Source organism: Glutamicibacter sp. AOP5-A2-18, assembly GCF_052446055.1.
In the GTDB taxonomy this organism is placed as follows: domain Bacteria; phylum Actinomycetota; class Actinomycetes; order Actinomycetales; family Micrococcaceae; genus Glutamicibacter.
Genome location: NZ_JBQSVW010000001.1, coordinates 1,520,787 through 1,533,098 on the forward strand (window position 1 = coordinate 1,520,787; position 12,312 = coordinate 1,533,098).

Sequence of the window (12,312 nt, forward strand, 5' to 3'; positions counted from 1 at the left end):
GCATTCTCTCTTTGTTTAGCGGTTGGTCGGAAGCTCCATCGAAGTCGCTTCCGACCAACCGTCGTTTTTTGCGGGGGAGCGCCCCTAAATTAGGCTGAGCCCAGTTTCTTTAGATCCGGGAAATCGGTGTCGCGGAATTCTCCAGCTGGAGTCGTGCCAGCAGCATGTTGTTCCGCCTCGGCAAGGCGTAGCTCAACTCGACGGATCTTGCCCGAGATGGTCTTTGGAAGATCTGAGAACTCTAAACGACGGATGCGTTTGTAGGGAGCCAGGTGCTCGCGGCAGAACCCAAGAATGTCCTCGGCCGTCTGCGCGTTAGGCTCATATCCAGCAGCAAGTATCACGAAGGCCTTTGGGACCGAAAGTTTGAGCGGATCTGGAGAGGGAACCACCGCAACTTCAGCCACTGCGGGATGTTCCAAAACTACTGACTCAAGCTCAAACGGGCTGAGCTTGTAGTCACTTGATTTGAACACATCATCGGCACGACCAACGTAAGTGAGAACACCAGACTCATCGATTTCCGCAATGTCACCAGTGTGGTAAAAACCGTCTCGTAGAACCTCGTCGGTTTTCTCCGGGTCATCAAAGTAACCCTTCATCAACCCAACCGGGCGAGGATCAATTCGCAGGCAGATCTCGCCAACCTCAGCCAACTGGCCGGTGGTTGGGTTGCGAAGTTCAATCTCATAACCGGGCATCGGTCGACCCATGGCGCCTACCTTCACCGGGGAACCTGGAGAATTGGCAATCTGCACCGTAGTTTCGGTCTGTCCGTAGCCGTCACGAATCACCTGACCCCACGCATTACGCACCTGGTCAATCACTTCAGCGTTCAGTGGCTCGCCGGCAGAGATCAGTTTGTGCGGCGGATTCGTCAAGGTGCTCAAGTCGGCCTGGATTAGATAGCGCCACACGGTCGGTGGGGCGCAGAAGCTGGTGACGTTTTCCTTATCCATCTGATTCATCAGCGCTTCGGGGTCAAAGCGCTTGTAGTTGAAGACAAATACCGTGGCTTCGGCAATCCAAGGACCAAAGAAGTTTGACCACGCGTGCTTGCCCCAGCCAGGGGACGCGACGTTCAGGTGCACATCGCCTGGCTCCACGCCGATCCAGAACATCGTTGCCAGGTGCCCCACCGGATAGGACGTGTGCGTGTGCTGCACCAACTTAGGCTGCGAGGTTGTTCCCGAAGTGAAATACAGCAGCAGGTTTTCATCTGCACGGGTTGGAGTCTCAAGCGAGAATTGTGCTGGTGCATGGTAAGAATCTGCATAATGCAGGGTGCCGGGTAGTGTTTGACCACCAACCTGAACGATGGCGTAGGTTCCAGGAACTTCTTGTAGCTTCTCCAGTTGGTCATCACTGGTGATGACCCAGTTGGCCTTGCCGCGATTAATGCGGTCAGCCAAATCTTCGGAAGTGACCTGTGTAGTGGTCGGGATGATCGCCGCGCCGAGCTTCATACCGGCTAGCATCGTCTCCCAGAGGGCCACTTCATTGCCCAGCATCAAGACGATGGTGTCTCCACGCTCCAGTCCTTCGTCGCTGAGCCAGCGCGCTACTTGGGTGGAACGGTGTGAAAGTTCGGCCCAGGAGTACCGGGCAGAACTTCCATCAGGTTCGGTTAAGATCAGTGCGGGTTCATTGGCACGCTGCGGATCTGCTGCTACGGCGTCAAACCAGTCGTAGGCAAAGTTGAAGTCGGTGAATTGGGGCCAAGTGAACTCTGCCCGTGCTCGCTCGTAGTCATCCCGAGCTGCCAACAGGAGGTTGCGGGCGGCTCGGAACTTCTCGGTATTGTTCATCGCAGTCCTTCATTTGTCGGGCGCCAATGCCCCTGAATCTGATCGTTGCTCTAACCCAAATATACGATAATGATCAGTGCTGACGAATTGTTGCGTCATTGTGCGTGGTGTTTTTGATTTGCAGTTCAGTATTTGTCCAATGATTGACCCCTCGATCTGTCATTGTGATGTCTGAGTCAAAAATAGTGAGCAATTGGACGGTGATGGTCCGATGGTCTAGCGTCTGAAATATGTCAAAGGATCAAGCTCCGGCAAAGAATCAGAATCAGCTTCTTGTGCTGGGAAAAATCAGCTCCATCCTTGATGCTTTTTCCTTACGCCAGCCGGTCCTTACCTTGACGGATCTTCGTGAGGCCACGTCCCTGCCTTCCTCTACCGTGCAGCGGTTAGTATCAAACCTCGTGGAGCAGGGCTTCTTAGATCGGGACGGAGACGGTTACCGCATCGGCATGAAGATGGCCTATTGGGCTGCTCCGGCTACCCGAGGCAAAGAAGTCCTCGATGTGATCAGCCCACTGCTTGGCGAACTGCGTGATGTTACAGGGGAGACCGCCTGCATCTTCCGTGCCGAACAGTCCTACCGGGTGTGCGTAGGTATTGCCGAAACCCGCCACGTTTTGCGTCGCGAAATGCATCTGGGGGAACTGGCTCCACTGCACGCTGGATCCGCAGGACGAGTACTTCTGGCCTGGAAGCCAGAACTGATGCAACGGCTTGTTGAAGGTTCCTTGGAACCCTTGACCGCCTCCACCATTACCGGTCTGGATGAATTACAAAGCGCAGTGGACACCACACTTGCCGATGGTTTTGCCATTACCACCGGCGAGCGCGAAAGTGGAGCTTCAGGATTGTCGGCACCAATTTTTGATTCTTCAGCCGGGTTGGTCGCTGCGGTAACAATCAGTGGTCCATCCCTACGCATGTCGCAAGAGGTCTGCGAGTCGTGGGTTGAACCGCTATTGGAGACGGCAGAGCGAATGACTCGACTCATTGGTGGACGTTTCCCCGGTGAGACCCACCGCCCTGCAGGCTAGTCGTTCCTGCTCGGCTTTAGCTTTCTTCGCTGGGGATGACCCATTCGAACGCTTTGGCTTTAGACCTTGCCCCTTGGGCTGACTTTGATCGGTTGGGTTCACCCAGTTTGTTGAGCAGATGCTCGGAGAGCTGCACCAGCGAGCCGAAGCGTTCTGGGCTCAGCCATGCTGGGCGGGTGGCGAAGAGAATATCTTCGCTGGAGGTGTTGCCGCTGGCTCCCGGAGCGAAGGGACATCCACCTAATCCGCCGAGGGCTCCGTCTACAACTTCGGCACCGGCGCTGATGGCTGCCAAGGTATTGGCAACTCCCAGTCCCCAGGTGTCGTGGCCGTGGAAGACGATTCTTCGTTGCGGGGAGTTTTCCTTAACGTTGCTGATCAGTGAGGCCACTTGAGCGGGGACGGCTTGGCCCAGGGTGTCGCAGATGACGATGTCGCAGGTGCCTTCGGCACGCGGGTCGTTGGCTATTTCTAGTACTCGTGCTTCTGGCACCTGACCCTCAAAAGGGCAGGTAAATGAGGTGGCCAAGCATAACTGGATGCGCCCGTTGACGGCCTGTGCATACTTGATGGCTTCGGGTAGTGCTTCAAGGCTTGCCTCGGTGCTGCGCGAGATATTCGCCTGGTTGTGCGCATCGGAGACGGAGAGGCAGTACTGAAAGTTGGTGATGCCGGCTTTGGCTGCCTTGGCTGCATGGCCCGGGGTGGCCACCCAGATCCAACAGTGCGCCAGTTCTTCTGCGGAGAGCGCTTGAGCCACCTCAAGGGTGTTGGCCATGGGTGGGACCAAATCTGCTCGGGCCATGGAGCCCAGTTCAATCTCTTGGACGCCAAGGTGTAGTAGTTGTCTGACGGTGGCGATCTTTTCTTCCGTGCTTAACAGTTTGCCGGTCAGCTGTAGTCCGTCGCGCAAGGTGACGTCGCGAAGGGTGGCTGCTGGGGTGAAGTTGTAGCTCATGCTTGGCTCTTTTCGCTGGCGCTGGCGTCTTGGATCTGGTCTTGGTCGTAGCCCAGTAACTCACCAAGTACCCAGTCGGTATGTTCGCCGAGGTCTGGTCCGAGGTTGCGGATGGGTAGGGAAGTTCCTCCCATGACCGGAACAATGCCGGGGAAGCCGACGTTCTTCAGGGTTTCTTCGCCGGTGGAGACGTCGAGGTGCTGGATCATATTGCGGGCCTGATACTGTGGTTCGTTTTCAATGTCGGCCGCGGTGTAGATCGGGCCTGCAGGAACCCCTGCGGTATCAAGGATGTCCAATGCTTGCGCCGAGTCTAGTGTGGCGCTCCATTGACCGATGGCGGCGTCGAGCAGCTCTCGTTGTTCCCAGCGCTGCTGGTTGGATTGCAGGGTGGGGTCATCTGCCAGATCCGGCCTACCGATGGCTTGCATATAGCGTTTGTAGATTCCATCGCCGTTGCCGGCCACCACGATGCTGGCCCCATCGGCGCAGAGATAGGCGTTGGATGGCGCTATGCCTTCCATGCGTCCACCGGTACGACTGCGCGTTTCTCCGTAGGCGCCGTGATCCGGGATCAACGATTCCATCATGGAGAACATCGCTTCGTGCAGTGCCACGTCGATGACTCGGTGATCTAGTGGCAAGGACTTTGTCTCGGGACGATTTTTATCGCGCTCAAACAAGGCCATGACCACACCGAAGGCTGCATAGAGTCCGGCGATGGAATCTCCAATAGAGACACCCACGCGTACCGGGGCCCGGTCGGGATCTCCCACCAGGTTGCGGAAGCCGCTGAAGGCTTCGGCGACTGCGGCGAATCCTGGGCGCTGGGAGAGTGGTCCGGTTTGGCCAAAGGCGGAGATGCGGGTGATGACCAGCTCCGGGTTGGCTTCACTGAGTACCTCGGGTCCTAGACCCCACTTTTCTAGGGTGCCGGGTCGGAAGTTTTCCAATAACACGTCGCATTCACGGACTAGATCTAGTACTGCGGCCCGTCCGGCGTCGCTACGCAGATCAAGGACAACGGATTTTTTGTTGCGGTTGATCGTTCGATACAGCATCGAGACGCTGCCCTTTTTTAGCCGCCAATTGCGTAGTTCATCCCCGGTGACCGGGCGTTCTACCTTGATGACTTCTGCACCGAAGTCGGCGAGTAGTCGACCGGCGGTGGGTGCGGCAATGTAGTTGCCTAGTTCTAGGACGCGGATTGAGGATAATGGTGCGATCGTTGCTTGTTCGTTCATGAGTTAACTCCTTGGGTTGATCGGTTGCGCACTAGATGAAGATGCTCAAGGTCAGCACCATGCCTAGTGCAATCACCGAAGCCACCGAAACTCCCACGCTGACCGATTTCAGGGCACCTCGCATGGTTTGGCCCAACAGGGATTGCAACAGCCAGAAGGTATTGGAGGTTACGTGAATCATGAACAGCGATCCTGCACCAGCGGCCAGGGCGATCAGTACTGGGTCCAGGCCTAGCGCTGGGGCTATTGGGGCAAGCATGCCTGCAGCGGTAATGGCCGAGAGGGTTACCGAGCCGACGGCGATGTGCAGAACGGCGGCGATCACCCAGACAACTACCAATGGTGCTACGGCGCTGGCGCTAAAGAAGCCGCCGAGGATATCGCCTAGACCTGCAGCTGCCACGGTGGCTGCCAATGATCCGCCGGCGCCGGTGAGTAGCAGGATCTGTCCGCTGTCCTTAAAGCCGGTGGTGATGGCCTCATCCAAACCCTTCTGACCCAGGGTGCGCCGTCCCACGATGGTGGTGCCGATCAGGCCGATCAGCAGTGCAACCACCGGGTTGCCGAGCAGCTCAAGAACACCGTTATGGATCTTGGCAATTTCAGTGACAGCACCAACGGCAATCAGGATCAGTGACAGTAGTAGGGGAGCAAAGAGTACCCACAGTGGTGCTTCGCGTTTGGCTTGCGGGTCAACCGCGAGCTTAACTGCGCCCGGTTCGCTCTGTGCCTCATCCGCATCATTCTGCGTTTTGGTGCCAGCGGTGTTGCGAAGACTTGCTTGGGGATAATCTTCTTCGTCAAAGATATTTTGTTCATCGCGTTCGGGCTTCCAGAAGCCGCGACGGAACAGGAAGGACATGATCATGATTGCCAGCAATACCGTTGGTACCACCACGATCAGACCGCAGATCAGCATGGTTCCCAGGGGGACTTCTAGCACGCCAGCCAAGGCCAGTGCGCCGACGCCCGGAACCATGAAGATGATGCCGCATTCCAGCGAAATGGCCATGGCGGTAGCCAGTCGCGCAGTGCCCAGAGGACCGATTTTGGGAGCCATGCGCCGGGCCAACGGGGCGGAGATGACCAGCAGTACGTCAACAAAGATCGACTGCAGGACGGTACTCATGGCCACCGCCATGGAGTACGGCAAGAACTTCGGCCCAAATACGCTAAGCAGCCGTTCAACTAGTCGTCGAATGGCTCCGACTTCGTTCAGGATGGCGCCCATCAGCACACCAAAGGCGATCAGCAACCCGACTTCCACCATGATGTCGCCAAAGCCCTGGGTGATGGTCTCAACGGTTTTGGTGATGCCCAGCCCGGTGCTGAGCCCCAGGTAGAGGGATCCAAGAACCAGTCCGATGACTGGATTGACCTTAAATTTCACGATCAATAGCACCGTGGCGAGTACTGCCACAGCGGTATTAATCAGAATCGCGGTATCTGACATGGTCGGTCCGATCTACAAAGGGGTGTGGGTCTTAGTGAGCTAGGTCACTGATCTTCGACTCATAGTATGAGCTGAAACCCACGATGTAAACTTCGTGTCTCAACTTGGTCATCTGGCTCTGTCACTACATAAAGCATTGGGACCTGTAGTTGAACTACAGGCCCCAATGGTGAATGTCAGTTATGGATTCAGTTATGGCTTCAGATTCGGGAAGTCGGTGTCTCGGTATTCGGTTCCCGCAACCGCGCCGCCGGCGAAGCGCTGTTCTTCGGCTTGGCGCAATTCCACCCGTCGAATCTTTCCCGAGATGGTTTTAGGTAACTGCGCAAACTCAATACGCCGCACCCGCTTAAAGGCCGAAAGATGCTCGCGGCAATGCGCCAAAATGGATTCGGCCAGTTCTGCTCCTGGTTCACGATCGGCAGTCGGAACGATATACGCCTTAGGTACACTCAGGCGCAGCTCATCGGGAGCTGGCACCACGGCAGCCTCTGCGACCCCGGGATGTTCGATCAGCACCGATTCCAGTTCGAAGGGGCTAATCTTGTAGTCGCTTGATTTGAACACATCATCGGCGCGGCCCACATAGGTCAGGATTCCACGCTCATCACGTTCGGCAATGTCACCGGTGTGATAGACGCCGTCGCGGAACACCTCGTTAGTCTTCTCCGCGTTCTCGAAGTACCCCTTCATTAAACCCAGCGGTCGCTGCTCGGTAACCAAGCAAATTTCCCCCAGATCACCAACTTCGCCGGTGGCCGGATCGATGAGCACCACCTCGTAGCCGGGCATCGCTTTGCCCATGGCACCAATCTTGACCGGTTCTCCCGGTGGGTTGGCGATTTGTACTGTGGTCTCGGTCTGCCCGAAGCCGTCGCGGATCACCTGACCCCAAGATTTGTGAACCTGATCGATAACTTCAGCGTTCAGCGGTTCGCCGGCCGAAACCAACTTTTGCGGAGCCGTCTTCAGTGCGCTCAGGTCTGCTTGAATCAGCAGGCGCCAGACCGTGGGCGGGGCGCAGAAGCTGGTGACCTTTTCCTTATCCATCTGGTTCATCAGGGCGATCGGATCAAAGCGGTCGTAGTTATAGAGGAAGACCGTAGCCTCGGCGATCCATGGAGCGAAAAGATTGGACCACGCATGTTTGGCCCAGCCCGGAGAGGCAACGTTCAGGTGCACGTCCCCTGGCTCCAGCCCGATCCAGAACATCGTGCTCAGGTGCCCGACAGGGTAAGAGGTATGTGTGTGCTCTACAAGCTTTGCCTTGGAAGTGGTTCCCGAAGTGAAATAGCGCAGCAAAGTTTCATCGGAGCGGGTCGGTGAGTCCAGTTCAAAAGATGCTTCCGCCGTATGCGATTGTGCGAAGTCCAGAATTCCATCCGCCGGGGTGCCGCCGATCTGAATCAGCGTGTAGTCACCCGGCACGGTTTCAAACTTGGGCAGCTCGGACTCGTTGGTGATCACCCAATTGATATGTCCGCGTTCGATCCGGTCCGCCAGATCTGTCGGGGTCAACTGGGTGGTACAGGGGATCAGCACCGCACCGAGCTTAATGCCAGCGAGCATGGATTCCCATAGTTCTACCTGGTTACCGAGCATCACCGCGATCGTCTCGCCGCGCGCCACACCCTGATCACTGAGCCAACGAGCTAGTTGCGTGGAGCGTTCGGACAGTTCAGCCCACGTACGCCGAGTGGAGACTCCATCTCGTTCGGTGATAATCAGCGCCGGTGTCTGTGCCCTCGCCGGATCCTTGGCTACCTGATCAAACCAGTCGTAGCCGAAGTTGAATTCGGTAAATTCTGGCCAGCTGAATTCGGCACGCGCTTTGGTGTAATCGGTGCGTAATTCTAGGAGTCGGTCACGGGCAGCTCTGAATTCTTCGGTAACGCTCACAATCAAACCTTCTGTCGCTGGAAAGATTTACACCTCTACAGCGACACAAACGACGATGTGAGGTGGCTCACTAGATAATCTACTTTGAAGTCCTAGTAATTGAAAGACCTTCTAGCTGCGTGCCGTGTTCTGCAGAATCGACCTCTCGGATTGAAGGGGTGATGCCGCCACAAAAGACCGATTCCCGCACGGCCGAAGCCATACGGGAATCTAATGAGCATCAAACTGCTATTACGCGTCTGTGCTTCCGCTGCTAGCCACACGGCTTCCAGGATTTGCCACCGGGTGCATAGCATCGTGGTCCGGTGTATTTTTCTGGCACCGATGACTTTGGTGGCGTCTTCACCTTAGGAGCCACCGATTTTGGTGCCTTGTAGGTTGGTGGGGTCTTCTTGGGTGCAATATACTTAGGCGCAACATACTTGGGTGCAACGTATTTAGGAGCAGTGTTTCGCCGCTGTTCAGCTGCCTTGTCTTGTTCCGCTTTCTTTTTGGCGGCTAATTGCGCAGCTTCCTTTTCGGCGGCTGCTTGCTTCTCAGCTTCGCGCTTGGCTTGTTCCTCGGCCTTTTGTTTTGCCTTGGCCTTAGCTTCTTCCTCTTTGCGCTTCTTTTCCTCAGCGACAAGATCATCGTGCTGCTGCGTGTGCTTTTGTTCCAGCTTTTGGGTCTGTGCGGTAACTTCGTTCATCGTTGTCACGGATTTTTTGAACGATGTCGCTAGCAAAATGGCCGTGACCGGGTGGGTATCAGGAGTGATTGCCGCCAGAGCCTTGCCTGTAGCCAGTCCGGTAGCCACGGCAGCTGCCGCTTCTTGGGCCGCTGACTGCGCTTGCTCGACACTGCTGGCTGCTTCGCTCGGCACTTGCCCCAGTTCATCAAGTGCCTTGGTTACCTGAGCGGGAATTGTGCATGAGATTTCGGTGCTGAAAAGACCAGCATCATCTTGTTCCGCTTCTTGCTGCGCGTCGAGAATCTCTTGGTAGTACTTGACGTTGGGTTCAAACTCTACGGCGACCCCCAGGCCGTTCGCCGCGATCGAGCGATTAATGAACTCACCGTCTTTGTATACCGCCGCCAGTGTTCTGCCGTAGCGATCTTCACGCTCAACGTCGTACTTTAAATCAACCTTGTCGCCCGATTTGAGCAGCGACTTGAGGTTCTCTGATGCCTCTGGGCCCATGCATTCGACGGGCTTGTTGGGATCTACGGTTTCTGGCGTGTCAATGTTTAGAAGTCGCACCCTGGTTTCCTGGCCTGCAATTTCCATATCCATGGTATCGCCGTCGATAACGCGGGTCACGGTTCCTCGTGAGTCAGGCTCGTGGGTGCTTGCGTAGACCACGCCACCGGTCGCGAGGGTTCCGGCTAAGAGCGCGGAGACCCAGATAGTCGTTTTCTTCAATTGTGTTCGTTCCTTGATGTGCGAGTGCTAATTCTCTGCTCCCTGGCAGAAAATCGAGTGATTTCATCAGAATAGCTAGTTTTATTGAACTTTCAAATGACGCGTTTTTTATGGCAGAAGCGAGGTCATAATTGACGAGGGTTTAGAAGGGCTACTCCCGCTTCAGGTTTCAAGACGCAAAGATGGCCTGATTCCGTCAGCCCTCAGTTTCTTCGCGAAACGGAACTGTTTGGGGAACCATTGTTCGCTACGAATTTGAGTGGATATCTTCATGCTGGGTGTGCGGTGGGTCGGCGCACCCAACTACTACTTAAGTATGATTGCACGCTAGACGAGCTGCGACTAGGCTATTTTTTGTAAGTCTATCGTCTAAGGGTAACCGTGAAGATCAAAATAAAAATAGCGCTCAGTTCCCTTGCTGCCACACTCCTGGCCAGCGGGTTGGCATTGCCTGCTCAAGCGCAGTCTTTGGGGCCATCCGTTGAAGCATTTGCGGTCGTTGGCGAAGAGAGTTCTGTCCCATCAAAATCTCAAAAACTGAAGCTAATTGACGCGTTGGAATTCAGCTACAAGCAAGGTGCTGAACAGGGCGACGAGGCAGCTATCGAATCCCTTCGGAAATTGGACAGCTTGTCTCGTGCGGAACAGTTGGACGAAGCGGCTTCTATTCTCACTGGCGAAGTGGAATTCGCCGAAGATGAGCCGCAAGTGGCCACTCAAATTCCGTTCGCAACTCCAGCTGCCAAATCCACAACAAGCCGTCAGCCAGTTGCCTGCTATCTGCGTGGTGTGTCTCTAGGAGGGCTTGTGGTCGCACGAGTCAAGGTGTCTGGCGGTGTTTGGGCTAAGAACTTCGGGGCGACGCTAGTCCGCGTGGAGAACCCTACTGCCCGCATCACCACTGTGTACGACCCGACCCTCAAGATCGCATTCAGTGGGGACAAAGCGTGGAAGAGCAATAACCGTGCCCATATGGAAATTGACGCAACTTCAAACAGGACAATCGGCTGGGCTACCACCGGAAGGACGGCAACTATCCAGTTTATTACTAACAGCTTTGGTATCACACAGTCCTGTAAGTGGGTGGCATAGAACTATGAATCCACTAGTGCCCAACGCATTTGAATTGGTATTTTTCATCATAATTCCACTATTGGTAACAGTAGGGCTTGCGGTTTTCTTGTTCGCCGCTCTCCGGAGAAACAATTCGAAGCCGTACAACAAGCAGGATGACGACAGTTCTGAGGCGGATCAGTAGCATTTCTTAGTTCAGGAGTCTGCAGTGGCAGTTCGGATAACCGGGCTGCCACATTCTTTTTCCTATTGAACCTTGACGCCTTCCTTGATACTGGAGCATGCCAGCTGCACTTTCGGAGAATTTGCTTATTCACCCGCAGGTTAGGGGGTCGAGCTTGGTTGAAACCTGATGGAAGTGGCCCTGGCACATGGCTCTCCGGAGCTCATTTTGGCAAGCGCTGCGCACCTTCGCGCAAGGGCGAGCAAGAGTCTCTTGGCGACGTCGTAAATTCACTGTGATGCACAGAGCTTCGAAAATTACTTGAAGCATCAACTAAATCGGAGTACGGTAGGTATCAATAGGAACAAGTGAACAGAAAACAGGGGACAGGTCATGACTACGCTCAAAGAAGATAAGCTCGCCGCCGAAACTCATATGAACGCCGTACAGCTCAAGGTCGGCGATATGAAGACCATGAGCGAGTACTACCAAAAGGCACTTGGGTTAGAGGTACTTGTTGAATCGGCCGAAGGCACCACGCTGGGTCGCGGGATTCAAGAGCTGGTCAACCTGCGCAACGCTCCGGGTCTACAGCTGGCCTCGCGCAATGAAGCTGGACTGTTCCACACCGCACTGCTCTTTGACACTCAGGCGGATCTGGCAGCCACCGTACTCTCGGCTGCACAATTTGATCAGAGCAAATTTGTGGGAAGCTCAGACCACCTAGTCTCCGAAGCGTTCTACTTCACAGATCCCGAAGGTAACGGCATCGAGCTCTACTTCGACCGCCCGCGCGACGGCTGGACGTGGAAAAACGGTGAGGTATCGATGGACACCATCTACCTGGACCCCAACGAATATCTCAACTCGCACTTGAGCGAACAGGCTGTCGCAACCCAGCGCAAGGCCGCAGCCGATATCGGCCACGTACACCTGCAGGTTGGCGATGTTGCCACCGCGCGCCAGTTCTACGTGAACACCCTCGGCTTTGATGAGACCACCGCATTGGGCGAGCAGGCCTTGTTTGTCTCCGCCGGCGGCTACCACCACCACATGGCGATGAACGTCTGGAACTCCCGCGGCGCCGGTCCGCGCAAAGACACCCTGGGCCTGGGTGAAGTACTGATCAATGTGCCTAGCGAAGAAGAAATCGGCAAATTGGCCGAACGCCTAAGCTTCGCGAAGGTAACGCACCATCACACCGGATCGGAACTACGCTTTAATGACCCATGGAACAACAATTTGCGCGTCACTCTGGGCTAATCGGTTCGTGCCAG

The 12,312-nt window shown here is 55.5% G+C and carries 9 protein-coding genes; 3 read left to right on the top strand and 6 right to left on the bottom strand.

What is annotated here, in order from left to right:
• Nucleotides 1–89: 89 nt before the first annotated feature.
• A complete protein-coding gene (locus ACT3RW_RS07150; protein ID WP_444613291.1) occupies nucleotides 90–1,808 on the bottom strand; it encodes an AMP-binding protein in 1,719 nt (572 codons plus the stop codon).
• A 230-nt stretch (nucleotides 1,809–2,038) separates the two neighbouring features.
• Here ACT3RW_RS07150 and ACT3RW_RS07155 point away from each other — a divergent pair, with 230 nt between their 5' ends.
• On the top strand, nucleotides 2,039–2,842 hold the full coding sequence (locus ACT3RW_RS07155; protein WP_131088066.1) for an IclR family transcriptional regulator: 804 nt from the start codon (nucleotides 2,039–2,041) through the stop codon (nucleotides 2,840–2,842).
• 16 nt (nucleotides 2,843–2,858) lie between these two features.
• Here ACT3RW_RS07155 and ACT3RW_RS07160 read toward each other — a convergent pair whose 3' ends face one another.
• The 5 genes from ACT3RW_RS07160 to ACT3RW_RS07180 all read right to left on the bottom strand — a co-directional run bounded on the left by ACT3RW_RS07160 (nucleotide 2,859) and on the right by ACT3RW_RS07180 (nucleotide 9,798).
• A complete protein-coding gene (locus tag ACT3RW_RS07160) occupies nucleotides 2,859–3,800 on the bottom strand; it encodes a hydroxymethylglutaryl-CoA lyase (RefSeq protein WP_444613292.1) in 942 nt (313 codons plus the stop codon).
• On the bottom strand, nucleotides 3,797–5,044 hold the full coding sequence (locus tag ACT3RW_RS07165; protein WP_444613293.1) for a CaiB/BaiF CoA transferase family protein: 1,248 nt from the start codon (nucleotides 5,042–5,044) through the stop codon (nucleotides 3,797–3,799). The genes ACT3RW_RS07160 and ACT3RW_RS07165 overlap by 4 nt, the downstream gene beginning before the upstream one ends.
• 31 nt (nucleotides 5,045–5,075) lie before the next feature.
• Nucleotides 5,076–6,497, bottom strand: coding sequence for a GntP family permease (locus ACT3RW_RS07170; RefSeq protein WP_444613294.1), 1,422 nt, complete (start codon nucleotides 6,495–6,497; stop codon nucleotides 5,076–5,078).
• Nucleotides 6,498–6,689: 192 nt separating this feature from the next.
• Nucleotides 6,690–8,396, bottom strand: a complete 1,707-nt coding sequence (locus tag ACT3RW_RS07175; RefSeq protein ID WP_444613295.1) for an AMP-binding protein — start codon at nucleotides 8,394–8,396, stop codon at nucleotides 6,690–6,692.
• A 253-nt stretch (nucleotides 8,397–8,649) separates the two neighbouring features.
• Entirely contained in the window at nucleotides 8,650–9,798 is a 1,149-nt protein-coding gene (locus ACT3RW_RS07180; protein WP_444613296.1) for a thermonuclease family protein, read from the bottom strand.
• A 381-nt stretch (nucleotides 9,799–10,179) separates the two neighbouring features.
• Here ACT3RW_RS07180 and ACT3RW_RS07185 point away from each other — a divergent pair, with 381 nt between their 5' ends.
• Entirely contained in the window at nucleotides 10,180–10,890 is a 711-nt protein-coding gene (locus tag ACT3RW_RS07185) for a hypothetical protein (RefSeq protein WP_444613297.1), read from the top strand.
• A 538-nt stretch (nucleotides 10,891–11,428) separates the two neighbouring features.
• Complete coding sequence (locus tag ACT3RW_RS07190) at nucleotides 11,429–12,298, top strand: VOC family protein (RefSeq protein ID WP_444613298.1); 870 nt, start codon at nucleotides 11,429–11,431, stop codon at nucleotides 12,296–12,298.
• Nucleotides 12,299–12,312: the final 14 nt, after the last annotated feature.